Raw genomic sequence first — 20,036 nt, forward strand, 5'->3', positions numbered from 1 at the left:
AACGGTATAAAGTCCTTGTGTCTAACTTATACTTCATAACTTAAAGAGAGAAAACTCACCGATGCAGTAGTCTAGATTTACTTATAATAATTAACTAATAAGGCTACTACATAGCTATAGGTCTCCATACCGCCCGGTTGATTATTAGCTTTTAAATAAGTATTGTAAGTAGCTTGTGATACATCTTCTATAACGCCTTCATATTGGACCCAGAAATCTCGCAACTCCTTATAATTCTTAAAAATACCATCTTTAATTATAGGTCTTATTTCTTCATAAGCTGCTGGATCACGGCGGTACAAGTCATTAATACAATAGCGTAAGGCAAAAATACTCGCGCTGTATTGAAAATGAAGGTCGTCATGATTCATACCTGCTATTATGGCTATAAAATTGGCTTCATTTTCCTTTGCAAACCCTAACTGGTGAGACATTTCATGTAAAGTAAGGACTGGTGTTTTATAGTTGTTGATCCAGGCATTAGTATGCGCCTCTCCAGTAATAGGATTTAAATAACCGCTGTATCCCATGTAAGAAAGTGGCATGGTGAGCAATGATTTTTTAATACTCGCATTTCCATAATCCAGTGCAGGGTAAACATGATTTATCTTTTCAAAACCCTGTGGTGCGAGATCAAAAATTTCTGACTGAGGACGTGTAAATGCGACTGGTAATGAATCTATTTTTTGTAATTGCTCGTGTAATTTATTAGAGGTGTAAACCAGTTGTTGTACCACGGTTTTCAGTTCTTCGGTAGTGTATTCGTTATCTAGTTCTAGTACTTTGTGCAGTGGTTCTCTGTAATAATTAAAACCCCACATGCAATGAAATAATGCGATAATTATATTTAGGGAAAGGAATAGTTGGGTGTACCGCTTTCGCGAAAGCGAGATCAAATCCTTCTTACTTATCCACAACCATCTTATGATCATGATAATAGCAATGCTGTACACAAAATCGCCAAAGGAGAACGGCAACCAGCCTAACCCAAATCTCATAGCTTTGGATATATAAGGATAAATACCTGTACTATATAACGACTCTACTACAGCGGGAAAAAACCTTAAACTGTAATAAAATGCAAGTTGTGCTAATAGTAGAAATAGGGCAAGAAGTAAGGATCTATTTTTATGCATAGGGCTAAGTTATTAATTAAAGTAGAATAAGTAGGAAATGAAAATGTAAAATGAGAATAGTTTTACGACCTTTGAATTCTGAAAAGAATGACCATCATGAATTTTATCCTAGCAGACTTTAATAAACACCAAGCATTATTACCTTTTACTTATACACGACCTACTTGCGAGATACGCTGTGGAATTATTACACTACGTGAGAAATGGGAAAAGCAACTAGGAGAGAGCGTGAGTTTCCAGACAGAGGACTATTTACAGGCTAAATATCCACTGGTAGAGACAGATGATAATGTAGTAATCGCAGGAAATGTGTTTGCAACTGCTTCATTGTGTAAAGCTATTAAGGCATTAAAACCTCAACAGAAATTACTAGCAGGAGATGCTATAATCGCTTATAGAGTTAAAGATTTACACACGCCTACTATAGAGTTAGAACAGGTACTTTTCTTAGAAGAAGAGGTAGATGCTATTAATTTTACTTGGGATATTTTTTCTAAAAATGGAAAAGCTCTAGAGGCAGATTATGACCTTATTACACAAGGTAGAAAATCGCAGCCTATACCAGCAACGGTTCAGTCTATAAATGAAGACCGCATTTTTATTGAAGAAGGTGCAAAATTACAGTTTGCTATCTTAAATGCTTCTACTGGTTCTATATACATAGGTAAAAATGCAGAGGTTATGGAAGGCTCTATCATACGTGGTGCATTTGCTTTATGTAACAATAGTGCAACAAAGTTAGGGACTAAAGTATACGGACCTACTACGGTAGGACCACATTCTAAGATAGGTGGAGAGGTGAGTAATTCTGTGATTTTTGGTTATTCTAATAAAGGACATGAAGGTTTCTTAGGAAACTCTGTTCTAGGAGAATGGTGTAATATAGGTGCAGATTCTAACACAAGTAACCTTAAAAACAACTATGCCGAAGTAAAACTATGGAATTATGAAACTAGCCGTTTTGCAAAAACAGGATTGCAGTTTTGTGGTCTCATGATGGGTGATCATTCTAAGTGTGGTATCAATACTATGTTCAATACTGGGACTGTAATAGGAGTGAGCGCAAACATTTATGGAGCTGGTTATCCACGTAATTTTATTCCTTCCTTTAATTGGGGTGGTCCACAAGGTAATATGACCTATAAAACTAATAAAGCATATGAAGTGGCCGATGTGGTTATGAAACGTCGCGGTCTTTCATTAGAACAAATCGATATCGATATTCTAGATCAAGTTTTTGAGAAAACTGCTCAGTATCGCAAGGATTAATTATGAATTTTATATAAATTGGAATTACTGATACACATACTATCGTGGATTTTTCTACTACTATTATCCGTAATTCCATTTTTAATTCTTCAAAGTATTTTAAAGAGAAATAATCTAAAATTTAAGTTTTGGATTTATTTTATAGTCACTTTAATAGTAGGCTCGGTTATCATTTCATCTTTTGCTTATTATGTTCATTTATCAAACGGTTTTTTACTAACACATTACGGTTATAATAATGATGGCATATCAATATCTGAAAGATTTACAGATGTTTCAACGAACAATAATGAAGTCATTGAAAATCTATTGATTTCTCAATCAGGTATAGGATGGCCTTTGAAAGCAGTTTTTGGAATAATCTTTTATATGCCGTATTTACTGATAACTTACCTCTTTTATCTAATTTATTTTAGATATAGAAGAAGGATTAATTTACTCTAACATAGCGCTCACCACAAGGTTCAATGCACAAGTGTGAAATTTCTATCGTATTTGCATCAATAAAAATGTAGGTTCCTATACAATTTTCTACATCGATAGTTGTGGTCATTACGTCATAAGTACCGGTGCTTGTAGCTTGTGTTAAACTACCGAAGCAGAAACTTACATTACAATTTACCACACCTTGATCTGTAAAATTTAAACTTTTACCACTAGCTGGTTGAAAGGTGCCGCTACCATCGCCAGGATCTGCAAGAGTTGCAGTTAGATTCCAGTTTCCTACTATACTTAACGGTGTTATACTGTCATTACCATCATCATTATTGCAGGAGATAAAAGCTATTGCAATAGTTAAGATGATTAAAATTTTCTTCAAGTATTTCATGGCGGTTGAGTTTATAATAAGATGCAAATCCTAATAATAGGTTGCGTGGTTAGATTCATTTTTTATTTTTATGATTTATCTTTCTGACCTTAAATACCTATACATGAAAAGCACCTGTTATATTTTCTCTTTGTTTTTATTGGTTTCCGCTTTCGCGAAAGCGCAATCTACATCTAACACTCAACAATTTACAGGCTATTATAACTTTACTTATCAAGAAGATAAAGGTAGTATAATGCTAGTGGTCAAAGATCTAGATAAAGAGTTTCTATATGTACATTCTTTAACTAGTGGTCTAGGATCTAATGATATAGGACTGGATAGAGGACAATTAGGTGGTGGCGTGGTAGTCAAATGGGTGAAGAGTGGTAATAAACTATTACTCATGCAACCCAATTTAAAATACCGTGCGAGTTCTTCTAATGTTGATGAAAAAGCATCTATTGAGCAGGCATTTGCAAGATCGGTATTATTTGGTTTTGAAATTAAGGAATCTAAAAATGGTGCTTATACCATTGATTTGACACCATTTTTAATGCAAGATGCTCACGGCGTGGCAAAACGTTTAAAAGATCGCAGACAAGGAACATATAAACTTGATAAATCTCGTAGTGCTTTATGGATGGAGAATACCAAGAGTTTTCCAAAGAATTCGGAGTTTGAAGCTATGCTCACTTTTACAGGTACACCTACAGGTCGTGATGTAAGAAGTGTTGCGCCAGATGCGAGTAGTATATCTGTAATTCAACACCATAGTTTTGTAAAATTACCAGATGCTGGTTATGAACCTAGAGAATTTCATACACGTAGTGGTTCTTTTTATACCAGTTATATGGATTACAGTACACCAGTTTTTGAACCTATACAGAAACGATTTATTACCAGACATAGACTAGAAAAGAAAAACCCTAATGCAGCACAAAGTGAAGCTGTTGAGCCTATTGTTTATTATCTCGACCGTGGTACACCAGAACCTATACGTGCAGCATTATTAGAAGGTGCAGGATGGTGGAACGAGGCTTTTAAAAGTGCTGGTTATATAGATGCTTTTCAGGTAAAAATGTTACCAGAAAATGCAGATCCTATGGATTTGAGATATAACGTGATTCAGTGGGTACATCGCAGTACACGTGGCTGGAGTTATGGCGGTAGTATTACAGATCCACGTACAGGAGAAATTATTAAAGGTCATGTAAGTCTAGGTAGTTTAAGAATAAGGCAAGATTTTTTAATTGCACAAGGTTTACTTAAAGAACCTTTTAAGAATAGTGATGATAATTATAAACCTATGATGGAAATGGCGCTGGCTAGAATCAGACAGTTAGGCGCTCATGAAGTAGGTCATACACTAGGTTTTGCACATAATTTTGCCGCAAGTGTAAACGATCGCGCTAGTGTTATGGATTATCCGCATCCTAAGTACGACATCGTAAATGGAGAGATAGCACTAGATGATGCTTATGGAGTAGGTATAGGAAGTTGGGATGACCTTATCGTTCAATATTCTTATGGAAACCCAAATGGTAACCAGTCTGAGGCAGATTATTTAAAATCTGTTATTAAAAAGGCTGATGTTGCTGGTTTAAAATTCATATCTGACAGTGACGCAAGAGCTACCGGTGGTGCGAGTGCGAGTGGCCATTTATGGGATAATGGTTCTAACCCTAGTGAAGAGTTGGACCATATATTAAGAGTACGTGAAATCGCGATGAATCAATTTTCTATTCATAACATAAAGTCAGGTGAACCTTTAAGTGTTTTAGAAGATGTTTTTGTACCAGTTTATTTTGCACACCGCTATCAAGTGGAGGCTACGGTAAAATTAATAGGTGGGGTAGAGTATGGGTATTTAACTAAAGAAGAGTCACAAAATTTTAAAGCCGTAGATGTAACCTTACAACGTGAGGCTCTACAAAGTATCTTGAGAAGTATAGAACCAGAAACATTAAAGATACCAAGTTCTGTTCTCCAATTATTCCCACCAAGAGCTTATGGGTATGGAAGAACTAGAGAAAGCTTTAAGTCTGAAACTGGAGTTACCTTTGATGCACTTAATGCTGCAGCAACTAGTGTAGATATGACTTTTGATTTATTGTTCCATCCACAACGTGTGAATAGAATAGCAACGCAGAATTCAACAAGAATGAGCGGCAATAATGATAATTACTTGGACTTATCTACTGTGATTAAAGGTGTATCAGAGATTGTTTTTGATTCTAATAATGGAATTGATTCTTATGAAACATCCATTGCACATAGAAGTCAAGAATTGTTCTTAAATCACTTAATGAACTTGATAGCAAGTACACGAACTAATATAGAAGTAAAAGCTGCGGCAAGAAATGAGTTGAATTCTATTGAAAAAGAGTTGAATAAGCGTGATTCTTTTGAAAACCAACTACTTTCTCAAATCAAAAATTTCAACACGCATCCAGAATTGTTTAAAGTGAAGCAATTACCTAGCATCCCAGATGGTAGTCCGATAGGATGCGGTTATTAGGTAATTGAGAGAGTATGAGGAATGTTTTTAAAATTAAAACGTTATTTCTGTACAATGGTTGCCGTCTCTTTGGCTATACCAATAGTTGCTATAGAACCACTATTAAATTTTAGGAAGTCCTTTTCTACACCATCACTAAATATAACGCCGTTATTAGGCATAAAGGATTCTATTGTTAATGTGTTTTTTCTAATAATACCAGCGGTAATTTTAGTTTGCGTTCTGATACTTTTAAAAGGTTCTCTTACAACAAAGAGCAAATCATTTTCCCTAAGTTTAGGTTGTTTTACAGGTTGGTTTCTTTCAAATAAATTTGTGATACCATATGCCATGTTAAATACAGAACTAAGCCATCCAGTAGAGCCAGCTTGTGTAGAGACTATAATACCACTTGAAGAGTGTTGTTCTGATTTATCTTTGAAAGTTAATTTATACCGCGCTGAAACATGTGAAGAAGCACCAATAAAAAGATCATTAAAAGCAAGTAATCTTTGTCCGTCATTTAAAATAACCTCAGCAAAACTCATTACTTTATAGCGGTGAGTTTGTTTCATAACGTTATCAACGGCCTCTATAAAGTTATTTGTAGTGAATGGTAATAATACTCCGTCATATCTCTCTGGATCTGGATTAACCGCAATTATGGGTAGGTTATTAGAATATTTTGCTGTGTTGGCCACAAGTCCATCTTGCCCAATAACGACAATAATGTTTTTATTAGAGAATATATAGGAGGATACAAATTGCTTATCTATAGTTTTATTTTTTATAATCTTAGATAATTGTGTTTGCAAAGAGTTTAAAGATTTTTTAAATATTTCATCTTCAACTTCATATTCATTGAAATCGCCTCCTAATCGTTCGATGTAAAACTTAGCTTGAGCTTTAGTGTTAAATCTGTCAACTAGATCTTCTAATCGCGTTTTACTTTTTACAATAATGGCATATTCATAACCCATTTATTTAGAGTTATTTTTATCATTTAAGATGGAATCTAATAGGTCAGGGCTAATGTTCAAATTACCTATTTTACCAGCATTATCAGCTAATTCTCTAAAAGCAAGGGATATGTTGAATCGTGGATCTGAATTATTATTCAGAGCAGTTAATGTTTTCCAATCCATATCTCGATACGGCTTTAGTGTTGTTTCTAAAACATAACCTTTAGTTTCTGCTTCCTTCTTATCATTTTCAGTTTTCTGTTCGATAAGAGATTTACGTTGATTTTCTACTGAGATATCAGCTTCTATTTTCATTTCTCTTAACTTTCTTTGATTATCAGATTTTTGAACATCTGACTCCATTTTCTTTTCTGCTATTTGCTTTTGTTTTTCTTCTACAGCAATTTCTGTATTTAATTCAGATTCTTTAATTATACGCTCTTGTTCCACAGCAAAATTTCGTCTTTCATAAATAGCTTGATCGGCTTCTTGTTGTAATTTTTCACGTGTTTCAGTTTCTAGAGCTCTAGCCATTTCTGGAGTAGCCTGAATAGCGAGAATATTTGCTCCTAGAATTTCTATCCCTAACATTCCTATTGCTGCTGAAGATTTAAGACCTTCAGTTATGTTATTTTCAATTGCTTTGGCAGACCTTATGGCTTCCTTTAATTTTATACCATGGATATAAGCTGAAGTTGCCGTTTGCGCTTCGTTTATGATTCTCTGATTTAATTTTTCAATATCATTTTTTTTATACTGTCCGTTATCTTGCACAGTAAAATCTAATACATCAGCCAGTGTTTTTGGTGCATTTATTTTATAACTAATCTGTCCTTGAATGGTAACGGTTTGATAGTCGTTAGTGGACTCGTTAAATACAAAAGGAAGGTCGTTACTTCCCATAGGTATAGCGACTATGGAACTATTGGGCGAAAAATAGAAAAAAGAAAGTCCTCGACCTTCTTTATTTATGGCTCCATTTTTAAAATGAAGTACATAGGTCATTGAGTCAAATTTTATATGTTTAATTCCGAACATAAACTTTCTATTTTTAAATTGGTTGTCTTAATAATTACGTTTTATTAGTAGCATAATTATCATTAAATAAAGATACAAAAACAGCAGGCATTAAAATTAGGAATATATAACTATTGAAAATTAAATTATAAACCATTATTACATGATTAGAAACACAGAAGATTTTATATATTTCTGTTTAACATGAAGATTATTCAACTATTTCAACTTGTTGTTATCAATTTATTATTTAATCTACTTAAAATGTCTGTTTAATTAGGGTATCATCAAAGGATTCTTAATTTTGCAAGAACTTTTATAAAATTGTAATGAATAGTAAGATGTTAGATTATGTGATAATAGGTGGTGCACAAGCAGGTCTAGCTATGGCTTATCATTTAAAACAAATGAATAAAAAGTTCATAGTTCTTGATGGAGAAAATGAAATAGGTGCTTCCTGGTTAAATAGATGGGATTCCTTAAAGCTATTTACTCCGACAGAATATAATCACCTACCAGGACTAGACTTTGACGCTCCTAAAAATCATTATCCATCTAAATTTGAGGTAGCCAACTATTTTAAAAATTACGTAAATAAATTTGAAATTCCTGTACAGTTAAACACGCTAGTTACTTCTGTAAAAAAGAAAGAGAAAACTTTTTGTGTAGAACATAAAGATGGTGTCATAGAAACTAAAAATGTTATCGTAGCAACTGGTCCTTTTCATATACCGTACACACCACCATGTCACGTAAAAGCATCAGACAGTATATTGCAAATGCACAGTAACTATTACAAAGGAATCGATCAATTACAAGATGGTGATGCACTAGTAGTAGGTGGTGGAGATTCTGGTTATCAAATTCTTAATGAACTATCTAAAGACGGTACGCGCAAGGTCTATTTTTCTGGTGATACGACTGTAAAATCTTTACCTCAAAATTTCTTAGGTAAAACGCTATGGTGGTGGTTTACTAAAATAGGTTTTTTAAGCTATAACAAATACAGCTGGATAGGGAAGAAGATCAATTCTTCTACGCAACCAGTTATAGGTACTGACGTAAAGGGTATTCTAGCTAGAGAGAATGTATTTCCTGTAGGGAGAACAAAAGATGCTTTGAAGGAAAAGATTTTCTTTGAATCTAAAAACGTTTCTACCATTAAAAATATAATTTGGGCTACTGGTTACCGCCCTAACTTTTCATGGATAGAAGGTCTAGAACTCGATGCAGATAATTATCCTAAAAACTATAGAGGTGTCAGTAATATAGAAGGACTTTATTTTATGGGCTTGCCATGGATGTACACTCGTGGGTCTGCAACACTAGGTGGAGTTTCTAAAGATGCTAGCTATCTAGCAGGTATCATGTCTAAAAAGTAATAAATAATCTTCTTATTAATAGAAAATAGAAACGCCGCTTCATTTTACATGAAGCGGCGTTTTAAGTAAAAGGTTAAAAACTCTTAGATAGAATCTACAAATTTAGAAAACACTTTTTTATGTAATTCAAGATCTAGGTTAGGAGATAGTGATGCACGTACGATGTAATCTTTATCACCTTCTTTAGTAGTTCCTTGTGTAGACGTTGCTGGTATAGTCCAGTAACAACCTTTTAACTGTCCATAGCTCACACAAAATTTACTTTCGTCAGGAATCTCTGTAATCATCAAGTTAATTAACTTAAGGTTTAATTCCCTTTTATAAGCTTCTTTCTCTTCAGCATTAGCGCCTTTTGTAGGTAAGTCTAGTGAAAATACAGAAGGAGTAAACCCTTGCTGCGCTAGTTCTTCTGATACAAAATTGATTTTTGCACCAGGTAGAGCCTCGTGAATATAATTTACAAATTCGCGAGTATTCTTATACGCATCTGTAATTCTTTGATTCATGGACGGCAGTTGCTCTGCAAGTATTTCATATTGAAGATCTGTAGCTTCATTATCACAAATACCTAGGTGCAATTCTATTTTTTCCATTAAAGCAGTAGTTTTCTTATTTCCTACACAGTAACCAGCCGTACAACGACCACCACTAGGGAATTTAGAACCACTAGCAAAAGAGATAGTTCGCACACCTGATAACATATCGTCTTCACCTAAAAAGTGAACATTAGGACAGAATGTTTGATCAAGAATAAATACAGGATCTATCGCAAGATCTTCATGAGGTGTTTTACGTTCTTTTGTTAAAACCTCTTTTAATTGAACCAGGTCCGGTACCTCAACTCTAGGATTAGTAGGTATTTCGGCAATAATGTAAGGTATCGCGTCTTCCTTAGCAATTTGATTTAAAACGGTATCGATACTTTGTACCATATCATTATCACCATCTACTAGTAAATCTACAATATCTACATTATCAATACATGCCGCGACTCTTCTTGCCTGGTCATTTGTACCACCATAACAGTTAGGTGGTACAACTATTTTAATCGCTTTTCCTTTATGATTTTCCTTGGCATCGTTAATAAGCCCCATCATTATAGCATACTGAATCGATAAACCACTAGAACCTACTAGAGGTGTAGTACTCGATCTTGTAATCTCTTTAATAGAGTTTAAAACGCTTGCTTTGTCACTATCTACAGTAGTTTCTTCTACTTTAAAAGCAGTTTGTGATACTAGGGATTGTATAGCTATAACAGAGTTTGCAGGAGTCATCGCAATCGTTTCTCTTCTACGCACATGTTGTATGTCTGCAACATAACTTTCATTCTCCTGACCATTTATAACCAGTACACTACCTAACTTACCGTGTAGACTTATATAAAAATCTATGTTTTCATGCAGCTCTATAGCACCTATTTGTTCTTCATTCTTGATAAAGATCGTACTACCGTCAAAGGCTGGAACATCTTTAATAGAATCTACCTTTTTTAATTCAAACTGGTATCCATAAACTCTTTCTATTGCTTGTGCATCAAAGGAGTCAGGTAAAGTACCAGTATAAATAATTTGGGTATTCTTATGGTCAAAAAGATTTTTTCTCAACACCGCTAGAACAGGTACTGTCTTTGAAGAAAAGCTAATTACGTTCTCAGATTTAAGTCCATCTAATTGTGCAATTCCCCATTCTAGAACACAAGATAATGGATGCCCTAATCTTATATAATCATAAGCTGTAGGTAATATTTCTAGTGCAGACTTCTCTGAATTATTATCATTATATAAAGCTTCAAATTGCTCTAGAAACTGAGTTTTTGCAAGTTCTTCATTATAAATATCTAGTCTATGCGTTGTAATATCCACCCAACCAGATGGCATATTTTCTAATACGTCTTTAATATAATCTAGCATTTTATTCTTTTCCATAATTTTACCATATTAATGGTCAATAATATACGTTAATTTCAATTGTTACCATCCAGTATATAAGCTTTGAAATACTTATCATTACTCATTTTGATAGCCATTTATTTTACAAAGGGAAGCTAATTTATTTTAGTTACCCAGCGAGGACTTTTAAACTTTTCCTAATGTTTATTTTATCTAATCATCACCTGTCAAAACTAGTGTTTTAAATCATTGACTTATAGAGTCGTATTTAAACGTTAGACATAACTGCCTTTTCTCATCATACTGGTCTCTTAGTTGGTTTTAGATTCGCTTTCGCGAAAGCGGACCTCATAACAACCTTTTTTTTTAATTTAAAACTCATAACAGTAATCCAGTAGGCCAGTAGCATCATTTACCTAACGATATGATCTAGAGAACTTGTTTTTTAAATAATTCTTCTAGCGTCTGTTGTGGATCTTCACACAGTCCGGAGTGTGTATTTGAGCTTTGGATAATCGTGCTTCTACAAGCGGTTAACCATCTAAAACGGTCAGATAATTCCATTGCGCCTATTTTGCCACCAGCAGGCGAGCCATCGCATACTTTTATCCAAGCATTTAAATAATCCTCAAAAACTTCTATATCTACATCAGGAGAAAAAGCCTTTAATTTTTCTGGATTGATGTAATATTTCATGCCCACAAATTTCTTGCGTTTACAAAATAAAATAACACCTACATTAATAAACTCTTCTCGCTCTACCTTAGGTACCACTCTTATCGTAGCATACTCAAATGTAAATTTATCTTGCATCTTGAGCTTCTTTAATAAGTAAATCTATCTTAGATAGGCGCGTGTTTAAAAACAGGTTATACGCCTCTCTTATCTGGTCGCTAGTCATAGCGTCAGACTCATTTATAAGCCAGTCTTCTGGTATGTTAGAGATTATTTCATTAATTCTTTCTGGAGTAAAAAGCGGTATAATTTCTTTAGAAGCGTCTTCTAATTGGGTAGCTTTTTCTAAAAGCACATGATCTTTTATCAAAGGAAATGTTCTGGTCAAATGATTTTCCCATGTTTTCCAATCGTGATGAAAATAGAAACTAGCACCGTTATCAATAATCCACAGTTCTTTATTCCACTGCAATAGATTGGTATTCTTTGCGGTTCTATCGATGTTGCTTATAATGCTGTCCAGTAAAACGACTTTAGAAGCAGTTAAAGAATCTACCTCACTAACTAGTGGATCATAGGTTATAGAACCGGTTAAGAAGTGAAGCCCTAGGTTTAAACCTACGCTAAATTTTAATAAATCCTGTATCTCTTCATCTGGCTCGGTTTTACTAAAAGAGTCGTCTAGATTCATGAAAACTATTTCAGGAACGTGTAGACCTAATGTGCGAGCTAGTTCACCACCTATAAACTCTGATATAAGTGCTTTTTTACCTTGTCCTGCGCCTCTAAACTTGATTACGTATAGAAAGCCATCGTCTGCTTTTACAATAGCAGGCAATGAGCCGCCTTCTCTCAAAGGCTGTACATATTGCACCACATTTACAGTGCGAATATCAATTTTATTCATAGAAACCAAAATTACTAAATTTAGAAGTGCTTATTCTGATTTTTAGTATTCTTATAAGGCATAAAAAAACTCACCGTATCTAATAAAAGAAACGGTGAGTGATGAATTAAAATACTATGTAAAAACTAGAGCTTTTAAAGCATTTATAATTTGCTCATTATTTACTCAAAGGAGCTTTAAACCAAAACTCTATAGAGACCGGTTCTCCTTGCGATTGTGCTCTGTCGCCACGACTGCCGCCACCTTGACCACGACCACCTTGTCCGCGTCCACCGCCGCCTTGACCACGACCGCCGCCACCTTTGCCGCTTCTTTTACCTTGAGATGCACCTTCTTTATTTTGCCCTTCAGACTTTCTTTCCAGCTTATTAGTCATAACACCTATTAATAGTTGAGAAAAATCTGCTGTACCGTTAGCATCTATTCTTGTTTTAGGAATTTTTAAATCATATTCAAAAAGTTCTCCTGTAACCTTATAACCTAGTGCGATGTCATACGCATTAAGATCTTTATGAAACTGCTGTCTTTCTTCAAAGTAAACGTATTCAGCCTCACCAGGTAAGTCTGCTATAATGGTATTTAAATCTATAGATGGCTTTTCGTCGCTGTCACTATCTTCTTTAGATGGTTTAGGCATGCGCACCGGTTTTGAATCGTATGGATATTTTACATAAACACCCTTATCTTCATTTCCTTTTACATCAAAGTAAATCGATAGACCATGTCTTAAAATAGACATAGAGGTTTTCTTATCCTCTGTACTTATGTTCACATATACATAGTCTGCGTCATCATGTACTTTATAAACAACACGATCATTTGTAACCACTACAGGATCTGTAACTAGAGGTGTTTTATCACTTGTTTCAGGAGTTGTAAATGATGCTAAGGCAATAGATAGGAATAACAGAAACTTCATAAAATGTTTTTTATATTCTATGAGACCCTAGATTAATAGAAAGGTTTAAACAGTAGCGGTGATCTAATTAAAAAGCTCATAAAATCAAGGAAATGATTTTATGAGCTTACTAACTAAAATGGGTAAGAGCAGCCTACCTGAGATATCTATTACACTAAAGCGCCATTTGCACCTATCACTTGTCCAGAGATCCACTTAGAATCGTCAGAGGCTAAGAATAATACCACCTTTGCAATGTCCATAGGTTTTGCTAGTCTATTAAACGCATTCATAGAGCTTAATTTATCAATTTGTTCTTGCGACTTACCGTCTAGAAATAATTTAGTTTCTGTTGCTCCAGGTGCTAGTGCATTAACAGAAATACCTCTTCCTATTTCCTTAGAAAATACACGAGTCATTTGCTCTACCGCAGCTTTGGTAGCTGAGTAAATAGAGTAGGTGGGCAACATTAATTTTGTAGTACTAGAAGAGAAGTTGATAATAATACCGTTATCAGCTAGTTTGCTATCTGCTTCTTGTAGTGTGTTAAAAATACCTCTCACATTAACGTCAAATTGTTTTGTAAAATCTTCCTGAGTAGTATCCTTTAATTTTTTAGAGATCATGGTGCCAGCATTGTTTACCAGTACATCTATTTTGCCATATGCCTCAATCGCTTTGTCAAATAACATCGTTACCTGTTCTCTATCGCTTACATCTGCTTTAATCGCAATGGCATCACCACCATTTTTAATAATAGTAGCAACCGTATCATTTGCCTGTTCCTCACTGTTAGAATGATTAACAATAACTTTGGCGCCATTTTTACCTAATAGAATAGCCGTTTCTTTACCTATTCCCTTAGAAGAACCAGTAACTATAATTACTTTGTTTTTTACATCACTCATAATTTCTATTATTTTAATGCGATTAATTGATTTGTAATTAACTTTAAATCTTTTTCATTGAATTCAGGGTTAGGAGCAAGCGGATATAACTGTGCCCCAGGTCTACCTATAAAAGCACCTCTCCATTTTGCCCATAAAGCACCAGCAATATCCCAACCATGCGCCGCTATTAACATACACTCTTCAGGTTGTACACCCATCATTCTAGCTGCCCAATCATAAGCATCTGTATGCGGTTTATATTTACCTAGGTCTTCTATACTTAAACGCTCATCAAAATACTCTATTAAACCAGCATTTTCAAACTGTGTTTTTACACCTATGTTAGAAGAGTTAGTAAAAGAAACTAACTTATAACCAGCTTTTCTTAAACGAGCAAGAGATTCCTTTACCTCAGGATGTGCAGGTATAGAACGCAATGGGGTTAAAATAGCAGTTTTTGCCTCTTCTTCGCTTATCTTAATTCCATGGTTAGCAGCAACCATTTGTAATGCAGCCGCACCTATAATACCAAAATCATTATACTGTCTCCCCACCGTAGTTACTAGAGAATACTGTAACATAGTCGTAAACCATAAAGGCAATAAATCTGGTCTATTACCTAGTGCATTTCCTACACTAGTCTTCATGGTCGTTAAGTCTAATAATGTCTCGTTAACATCAAAGAATAACACTTTAGGTCTCGTTGTGTTTTCTAAGCCATTAGACGCTGTTCTCGTTGAGGTAGCCGCCATTGCTGGGGCTGCTGCTAGACCCATTCCTAATACGGCAGTTTTCTTGATAAAATCCCTTCTATTGTTACTCATTTATACGCTGTTTTTTAAAACATACCTAGTGGTATGTTTTTAGTTAAAAAAAATATTAGACTTTAATTTGTTTTAGATACAGTTGTAAACCAGATAGATAGTCTACTAGAATAGCGTCGTTATCATATAGTTTTCTGATACCTCTTATACCTTCAAAAGAGCTTATCAAATACACCGCAACTGCCTGATTAGATATTTCTTGTTTTATACTATTCTCTCGCTTACCTCTATCTATAAGTTCTATTAAGGCAGCTTTCCATTTTTCAATAATACTTTTAAGCGCAGTTTGATATAAAACCTCGTTATCACCCAGTTCATTAATAAAATTATTCATGGGGCAACCATGCTGCTTATCATAAAAAGGGAACTCCTTAAGTCTATTAATAAAAACAGACTCTAAGATATCAAATGCGTTACCAGGCTCTTTTAAAGGAGCTATCATACCGTCTACAACTCTCTTTTGTACCTTAAGCTGAATCACCTCTAGACCCAGTTCTTTTTTACTCTTATAATGATGGTAAAAAGCACCTTTACTCAATGCCGTTTCCTTCATTATTTTATCGATGCTCGTCGTTTTAAATCCATGTTCATAGAAAAGGTTAAATGCCTTATTTATAATAAGTTGCTTAGTAAACTCAGATTTTAATTCTTGTTGCATGCGGTAAAGGTATATAAAAATACCAGTTAGTATGTTTTTGTTATGTTAATTAAAATAATTTCGCTTTCGCGAAAGCGCGACCAAAAAAACTCACAGAATCTAGTACTAGATTTTGTGAGTGGAATAGGGTGGAGGTAGTTGTTATTTTAGTTTTTGTTATTGGTTCTGTCTATATTTTCTCGTTGATCCAAAATAACTTTGACATTGTGGTAAGCAATTTTCCATTTATCAGTCTGTTTAAAGTAAATTATTGAGTCATCTAGTAATTCTGGGTTTGTAATGAAATCAGATTTTTCTAGTGTTTCTTCACAATGTCTTAATTTTGTAAGGTATCCTAATAACTCCTTCGTTCCCTTTTTCTCTAGTTCAATAATGCTTAAAACTATCGGTTTCTTTCTTTTAGGCATTTCAATAGTATCAGCAAATTATTTCTCAGATTTCATACTGAAGCCTTTTTCAAATGCTCTTTGTTCCGCTTCAGTTAGTTTTCTTTCTTGTATTTCTTCCCAAAGTTTGTAGGCTTCTTCTTCTGTAAATTGTTCAGTCATTTTAATAGCTTTTGCCCATAGTAAAATGCCCATGTCTTTACGGTTATAAAGAGTGTTTTCCACGCGATAAAATGGTGTAGAGACATCTTTCATTTTTAACTCAAAATCCAGTTTTCCACCTATAGTTTCTTGTTTAAAGTACTCTATAATAGTTTCCTTGTCTTGATCATAGACACTAAAATTAGACTGCCCAAATACAGAGTAGGATACTGTCATTAAGAATAGCAATAAGAATTTATTCATGTTATATGATTTTATTAGTGGATTACATTTTAATATTTTAAAATCCCCAAAGGTTCTAAACTATCTTTTTTAACGTACCAAAATTGACTTTTATGAATGTGTCCAGTTACATTTAACTCTATGATGGTATCATTTTGATTACAATTGTTTGTAAGTGTAGATAATATGCTTATTCTTTTAGGAACATCAAAGTCTTGTATAGAATGTAACGGATACTTTTTAATACTATCCACTCTATAGGATTTTGTATTATTTATTAAAATAGAATACAATTGGTTCTTAGCTTGATAATTAATGGATTGGGTTTTCATGTATCGTTGAGAAAAAATAAATGAAAAGCCAAAGAAGATAACTATGATTCCACTTCCTATAATTTTAAATATTATTTTTTTAAACAATAAGAAATTAGCGATAAGGATAAAAACAATGATTATTCCAAACATGGTTATTTATTTTACTAAGAGTACAATTTCAGAATTATCGTTATTTACAAGCCAAAATTCGTACGTAAACCATATTTTCTCATATTTTAAATAAAGAATTTTAGTATTTGCCTCACAATATATGTCTTTAAAGAAATGTTTAAAATCGTCATCGTATTCTGTTACTAATTTTTGATTTAAATAATCAGGTTTACCGAATTCAGCTATTATTTGTTCTTTATTTAAACCAATATATTTATCACCAAAATTTTGAGATTTAGAGAGTTCCTTTCTGAATTGCCAACCAGAAATAGTAGTTAGAACAATTAATAATACAAAAGATAGAATTTTTAAAAATATTCTCATTGTTTAAAGATAGTTAGTTTTTGTAGTTACTATTAATAGTTATTATTTGCGTATGTTAAATTCTATGCATCGAGATTATTTTTTGTTTCATCGTTTCTGAATCCCAAGTATTTATTGTTTCAATATTAATTTTAGAAGTAATAGTTGAGTCGTTGACTAACTCTTCAATTAATTTACTTTTTTTAGCTTGTTCAATAAATTTCTTAGTCATTTCTCTATCATTTGATATAGAAAATTGTTTGTCTACGTTTTGAAAATTTAATATCCATAATTTACTAATTTTATATCCTGAATTCGATAATAAATCGTTTAAAGTTGTGAATTGTTCTTTTGTTTTAGGATATCCTATAATCAATAGATCATTTTTAATTACACTAATTTTTTTACGTAATAGTGCTGTAATTAAAGATGTAGGAATCAATTTACCAGATTTTAAGTACTCATTTATTGAATCTGATAATTTAGATTCATTACGCAATTCATTAATTAGTAAATCTTTCATTCGAATTTTGGATAAATTAAAACAATCTATCAATTGTTTAGCAAATACTTCTTGTGTTATAAATGAAGCTGATATTATTAAATGACACTGTTTCATATACTTTTTTCAAAGACAATATTTATAAATTTTACTATAAAAATACCGATTAATTAAAAACAGCAGTTCTAAATTTATTTTAACCCCAGCAATATACCTATTTAACCCAAATTGCATTTACGGTTTTCCGCAATGGGTTATGCGTAGCAGCTTTAAAAGTAAGTAAATTAAAAAAAAATACACTCCTATAAGTATTACTACTTAAAGGAGTGCTTTTATAATTGGTCTTATCTATGGAATAGGATAAGGGCAAGGTGATGGATGGTGTTCTGCTTTCGCGAAAGCGGAATTTTTCTAAAACAACTTTTTTCTTAATGCTATGACACTGGTGGCACATACAGTAAAAACGACGAGTAGGGACAGTCCCATGGTCAGGTCGCCATAGAGTAATTTACCGGTGGCAAATAAAAGGCTATAGATTCCTATAACGCCTAGTAAGAAACCTAGGGTCTTGTACTGGAAATTATGAAATTTAGATTCTGCCCCAAAAATGGCTGCTTGAAATTTATCTAGGGTATTCTGGTCGCTTTTTTCGGTGATGAAGGTTACGGCTAGCCATGCGATACTGGTAATAAGTACGTTAATGCATATCATGTGCCAGTTGAGCAACTCACCAAATAACTGTCCTTCTAGCCCTAATAGCTCGCTAGAGTTGATAAAGAAAAGTACTGCCATGGTAAAGGATACTGCCATAGCGGTGATCTCTGACCATGGGTTAATGCGGTACCAGAACCATCTAAGGATAAATAATAATCCTGATCCTGCGCCTATTTGTATAATAAGGTCAAAGGCAAATTTTGCTTCTTCTAACACAAAGGATAGTGCTGCTGCGGCTGCCATCATGATTATCATGGAGAGGCGTCCTGTGATTACTTTTTCCTTTTCGGTGGCGTCTTTATTTATAAATCGGGCATAATAATCGTTTACTACATAACTAGAACCCCAGTTTAAATGGGTAGAAATGGTGCTCATAAAGGCGGCGATTAATGAGGTAACGACTAATCCTAATAGTCCTGCTGGTAAAAAGGTAAGCATGGCTGGATAACTGAGGTCGTCTTTTATGAAACCTGGTTCTAGTTCTGGAAATGCTATGGCAAGTGATTCTAGGTTGGGATAAATGATTAGTGACGCGAGTCCTATGATAATCCACGGCCATGGACGTAGGGCATAATGAGCTAGGTTAAAGAAAAGTACTGCCCAAGTGGCGTTTTTTTCATCCTTTGCAGCGAGCATGCGTTGTGCGATGTAACCACCACCGCCAGGCTCTGCTCCGGGATACCAGGTGCTCCACCATTGTACGGCTATGGGAACTATAAATATACCCATGAGTAAATCTGTGTTTGAGAAATCTGGTAGTAGATCTAGTTTGCCTTGTACATTAGGATGTGTGATAAGATTTGCCATTCCATTAATTTCTGGCAGGTCGAGTATGTACCATGTAGCCCATATAGAACCTACCATGGCGATGATAAACTGTACAAAATCTGTTATTAGAACACCTTTTAAACCGCCTAATAAGGAATAGGCTAGTGTAATGATAGAAGCAAAGGTAAGTGTGGTCCACGCATCAAAACCGAACATAACGTGTCCTATCTTAATAGCAGCAAGGCATACGGTAGCCATAATGATGATATTAAAGACTACACCTAGGTAAAGGGCTCTAAAACCACGTAGGAATGCAGCGCTCTTACCGCTATATCGCATTTCATAGAACTCTAGGTCTGTAGTGATACCGCTGCGACGCCATAATCGAGCATAAAAGAAGACGGTAAGCATACCGGTAAGTAAAAATGCCCACCAGACCCAGTTACCAGAAACACCGTCTGATCGCACGAGACCTGCAACAAGGTTGGGCGTGTCTGCCGCAAATGTGGTTGCGACCATGGAAACGCCGAGAAGCCACCACGGCATATTTCTACCAGATAAATAAAAGGAAGAACTGTCTTTGGAACTTTTTTTAGAGACTATTAGCCCTATGGCTAGTGATATTAAAAAGAAGACAATAATGATGCAAATGTCGATTAATTCTAATTTCATGAAT

General features: G+C 34.2%; 20 protein-coding genes. 3 read left to right on the top strand and 17 right to left on the bottom strand.

Going from position 1 to position 20,036, the window contains the following annotated elements; genetic code table 11:
- Nucleotides 1-77: 77 nt before the first annotated feature.
- Nucleotides 78-1,136 carry a DUF3810 domain-containing protein gene (locus ACJJVN_RS00430; RefSeq protein WP_405376680.1) on the bottom strand — a complete coding sequence of 353 codons (1,059 nt, stop codon included), beginning with the start codon at nt 1,134-1,136 and terminating at the stop codon, nt 78-80.
- A 96-nt stretch (nt 1,137-1,232) separates the two neighbouring features.
- On the opposite strand from ACJJVN_RS00430, the gene ACJJVN_RS00435 reads away from it, so the two are divergent.
- Entirely contained in the window at nt 1,233-2,405 is a 1,173-nt protein-coding gene (locus ACJJVN_RS00435) for a GlmU family protein (RefSeq protein ID WP_405376682.1), read from the top strand.
- Nucleotides 2,406-2,835: 430 nt separating this feature from the next.
- On the opposite strand, the gene ACJJVN_RS00440 is transcribed toward ACJJVN_RS00435, so the two are convergent.
- A complete protein-coding gene (locus tag ACJJVN_RS00440) occupies nt 2,836-3,234 on the bottom strand; it encodes a hypothetical protein (protein ID WP_405376684.1) in 399 nt (132 codons plus the stop codon).
- Nucleotides 3,235-3,337: 103 nt separating this feature from the next.
- Here ACJJVN_RS00440 and ACJJVN_RS00445 point away from each other — a divergent pair, with 103 nt between their 5' ends.
- Nucleotides 3,338-5,734: a zinc-dependent metalloprotease gene (locus tag ACJJVN_RS00445; protein WP_405376686.1), complete on the top strand. Its 2,397-nt coding sequence runs from the start codon at nt 3,338-3,340 to the stop codon at nt 5,732-5,734.
- Nucleotides 5,735-5,775: 41 nt separating this feature from the next.
- Here ACJJVN_RS00445 and ACJJVN_RS00450 read toward each other — a convergent pair whose 3' ends face one another.
- Nucleotides 5,776-6,693, bottom strand: coding sequence for a sugar kinase (locus tag ACJJVN_RS00450; protein WP_405368180.1), 918 nt, complete (start codon nt 6,691-6,693; stop codon nt 5,776-5,778).
- Nucleotides 6,694-7,713, bottom strand: coding sequence for an SPFH domain-containing protein (locus ACJJVN_RS00455; RefSeq protein ID WP_405376688.1), 1,020 nt, complete (start codon nt 7,711-7,713; stop codon nt 6,694-6,696).
- Nucleotides 7,714-8,033: 320 nt separating this feature from the next.
- Between ACJJVN_RS00455 and ACJJVN_RS00460 the strand changes: the two genes are divergently transcribed.
- Nucleotides 8,034-9,074, top strand: coding sequence for a flavin-containing monooxygenase (locus ACJJVN_RS00460; RefSeq protein ID WP_405376826.1), 1,041 nt, complete (start codon nt 8,034-8,036; stop codon nt 9,072-9,074).
- Between the two features lie 83 nt (nt 9,075-9,157).
- Here ACJJVN_RS00460 and ACJJVN_RS00465 read toward each other — a convergent pair whose 3' ends face one another.
- The 13 genes from ACJJVN_RS00465 to ACJJVN_RS00525 all read right to left on the bottom strand — a co-directional run bounded on the left by ACJJVN_RS00465 (nt 9,158) and on the right by ACJJVN_RS00525 (nt 20,032).
- A complete protein-coding gene (locus ACJJVN_RS00465; protein ID WP_405376689.1) occupies nt 9,158-11,002 on the bottom strand; it encodes a cystathionine beta-synthase in 1,845 nt (614 codons plus the stop codon).
- Between the two features lie 393 nt (nt 11,003-11,395).
- Nucleotides 11,396-11,779 (bottom strand): DUF3037 domain-containing protein, encoded by a 384-nt coding sequence (locus ACJJVN_RS00470; RefSeq protein WP_104515902.1) that lies wholly within the window; start codon nt 11,777-11,779, stop codon nt 11,396-11,398.
- Nucleotides 11,769-12,548: a HipA family kinase gene (locus ACJJVN_RS00475; protein ID WP_104515903.1), complete on the bottom strand. Its 780-nt coding sequence runs from the start codon at nt 12,546-12,548 to the stop codon at nt 11,769-11,771. Before ACJJVN_RS00475 ends, ACJJVN_RS00470 begins: the two co-directional genes overlap by 11 nt.
- 157 nt (nt 12,549-12,705) lie before the next feature.
- On the bottom strand, nt 12,706-13,467 hold the full coding sequence (locus tag ACJJVN_RS00480) for a hypothetical protein (RefSeq protein ID WP_405376692.1): 762 nt from the start codon (nt 13,465-13,467) through the stop codon (nt 12,706-12,708).
- 149 nt (nt 13,468-13,616) lie between these two features.
- Complete coding sequence (locus tag ACJJVN_RS00485) at nt 13,617-14,354, bottom strand: SDR family oxidoreductase (RefSeq protein WP_405376694.1); 738 nt, start codon at nt 14,352-14,354, stop codon at nt 13,617-13,619.
- An 8-nt stretch (nt 14,355-14,362) separates the two neighbouring features.
- Nucleotides 14,363-15,160 carry a haloacid dehalogenase type II gene (locus ACJJVN_RS00490; RefSeq protein WP_104515906.1) on the bottom strand — a complete coding sequence of 266 codons (798 nt, stop codon included), beginning with the start codon at nt 15,158-15,160 and terminating at the stop codon, nt 14,363-14,365.
- Between the two features lie 55 nt (nt 15,161-15,215).
- Complete coding sequence (locus tag ACJJVN_RS00495) at nt 15,216-15,818, bottom strand: TetR/AcrR family transcriptional regulator (protein ID WP_405376696.1); 603 nt, start codon at nt 15,816-15,818, stop codon at nt 15,216-15,218.
- Between the two features lie 146 nt (nt 15,819-15,964).
- Entirely contained in the window at nt 15,965-16,225 is a 261-nt protein-coding gene (locus ACJJVN_RS00500; protein ID WP_405376698.1) for a hypothetical protein, read from the bottom strand.
- An 18-nt stretch (nt 16,226-16,243) separates the two neighbouring features.
- Nucleotides 16,244-16,609 carry a hypothetical protein gene (locus tag ACJJVN_RS00505; RefSeq protein WP_405368192.1) on the bottom strand — a complete coding sequence of 122 codons (366 nt, stop codon included), beginning with the start codon at nt 16,607-16,609 and terminating at the stop codon, nt 16,244-16,246.
- Between the two features lie 29 nt (nt 16,610-16,638).
- Nucleotides 16,639-17,052, bottom strand: a complete 414-nt coding sequence (locus tag ACJJVN_RS00510; RefSeq protein WP_405368194.1) for a hypothetical protein — start codon at nt 17,050-17,052, stop codon at nt 16,639-16,641.
- A gap of 6 nt (nt 17,053-17,058) precedes the next feature.
- Nucleotides 17,059-17,397 (bottom strand): hypothetical protein, encoded by a 339-nt coding sequence (locus tag ACJJVN_RS00515; RefSeq protein WP_405368196.1) that lies wholly within the window; start codon nt 17,395-17,397, stop codon nt 17,059-17,061.
- Between the two features lie 55 nt (nt 17,398-17,452).
- Nucleotides 17,453-17,995: a nucleoside monophosphate kinase gene (locus tag ACJJVN_RS00520; RefSeq protein ID WP_405376700.1), complete on the bottom strand. Its 543-nt coding sequence runs from the start codon at nt 17,993-17,995 to the stop codon at nt 17,453-17,455.
- A gap of 294 nt (nt 17,996-18,289) precedes the next feature.
- On the bottom strand, nt 18,290-20,032 hold the full coding sequence (locus ACJJVN_RS00525; protein ID WP_104515909.1) for a sodium:solute symporter family protein: 1,743 nt from the start codon (nt 20,030-20,032) through the stop codon (nt 18,290-18,292).
- Between the last annotated feature and the right edge of the window lie 4 nt (nt 20,033-20,036).

Origin of the sequence: Nonlabens sp. Asnod3-A02 (assembly GCF_045063755.1) — a bacterium.
GTDB lineage: Bacteria > Bacteroidota > Bacteroidia > Flavobacteriales > Flavobacteriaceae > Nonlabens > Nonlabens xylanidelens.

What these genes read in the sequence shown, in the direction of transcription:
- ACJJVN_RS00465 (WP_405376689.1), bottom strand. Translation starts at nt 11,002, where the DNA reads ATGGAAAAGAATAAAATGCTAGATTATATTAAAGACGTATTAGAAAAT.
- ACJJVN_RS00475 (WP_104515903.1), bottom strand. Translation starts at nt 12,548, where the DNA reads ATGAATAAAATTGATATTCGCACTGTAAATGTGGTGCAATATGTACAG.
- ACJJVN_RS00445 (WP_405376686.1), top strand. Translation starts at nt 3,338, where the DNA reads ATGAAAAGCACCTGTTATATTTTCTCTTTGTTTTTATTGGTTTCCGCT.
- ACJJVN_RS00455 (WP_405376688.1), bottom strand. Translation starts at nt 7,713, where the DNA reads ATGTTCGGAATTAAACATATAAAATTTGACTCAATGACCTATGTACTT.
- ACJJVN_RS00485 (WP_405376694.1), bottom strand. Translation starts at nt 14,354, where the DNA reads ATGAGTGATGTAAAAAACAAAGTAATTATAGTTACTGGTTCTTCTAAG.
- ACJJVN_RS00510 (WP_405368194.1), bottom strand. Translation starts at nt 17,052, where the DNA reads ATGTTTGGAATAATCATTGTTTTTATCCTTATCGCTAATTTCTTATTG.
- ACJJVN_RS00495 (WP_405376696.1), bottom strand. Translation starts at nt 15,818, where the DNA reads ATGCAACAAGAATTAAAATCTGAGTTTACTAAGCAACTTATTATAAAT.
- ACJJVN_RS00500 (WP_405376698.1), bottom strand. Translation starts at nt 16,225, where the DNA reads ATGCCTAAAAGAAAGAAACCGATAGTTTTAAGCATTATTGAACTAGAG.
- ACJJVN_RS00505 (WP_405368192.1), bottom strand. Translation starts at nt 16,609, where the DNA reads ATGAATAAATTCTTATTGCTATTCTTAATGACAGTATCCTACTCTGTA.
- ACJJVN_RS00440 (WP_405376684.1), bottom strand. Translation starts at nt 3,234, where the DNA reads ATGAAATACTTGAAGAAAATTTTAATCATCTTAACTATTGCAATAGCT.
- ACJJVN_RS00435 (WP_405376682.1), top strand. Translation starts at nt 1,233, where the DNA reads ATGAATTTTATCCTAGCAGACTTTAATAAACACCAAGCATTATTACCT.
- ACJJVN_RS00515 (WP_405368196.1), bottom strand. Translation starts at nt 17,397, where the DNA reads ATGAGAATATTTTTAAAAATTCTATCTTTTGTATTATTAATTGTTCTA.
- ACJJVN_RS00490 (WP_104515906.1), bottom strand. Translation starts at nt 15,160, where the DNA reads ATGAGTAACAATAGAAGGGATTTTATCAAGAAAACTGCCGTATTAGGA.
- ACJJVN_RS00460 (WP_405376826.1), top strand. Translation starts at nt 8,034, where the DNA reads ATGTTAGATTATGTGATAATAGGTGGTGCACAAGCAGGTCTAGCTATG.
- ACJJVN_RS00480 (WP_405376692.1), bottom strand. Translation starts at nt 13,467, where the DNA reads ATGAAGTTTCTGTTATTCCTATCTATTGCCTTAGCATCATTTACAACT.
- ACJJVN_RS00450 (WP_405368180.1), bottom strand. Translation starts at nt 6,693, where the DNA reads ATGGGTTATGAATATGCCATTATTGTAAAAAGTAAAACGCGATTAGAA.
- ACJJVN_RS00470 (WP_104515902.1), bottom strand. Translation starts at nt 11,779, where the DNA reads ATGCAAGATAAATTTACATTTGAGTATGCTACGATAAGAGTGGTACCT.
- ACJJVN_RS00525 (WP_104515909.1), bottom strand. Translation starts at nt 20,032, where the DNA reads ATGAAATTAGAATTAATCGACATTTGCATCATTATTGTCTTCTTTTTA.
- ACJJVN_RS00430 (WP_405376680.1), bottom strand. Translation starts at nt 1,136, where the DNA reads ATGCATAAAAATAGATCCTTACTTCTTGCCCTATTTCTACTATTAGCA.
- ACJJVN_RS00520 (WP_405376700.1), bottom strand. Translation starts at nt 17,995, where the DNA reads ATGAAACAGTGTCATTTAATAATATCAGCTTCATTTATAACACAAGAA.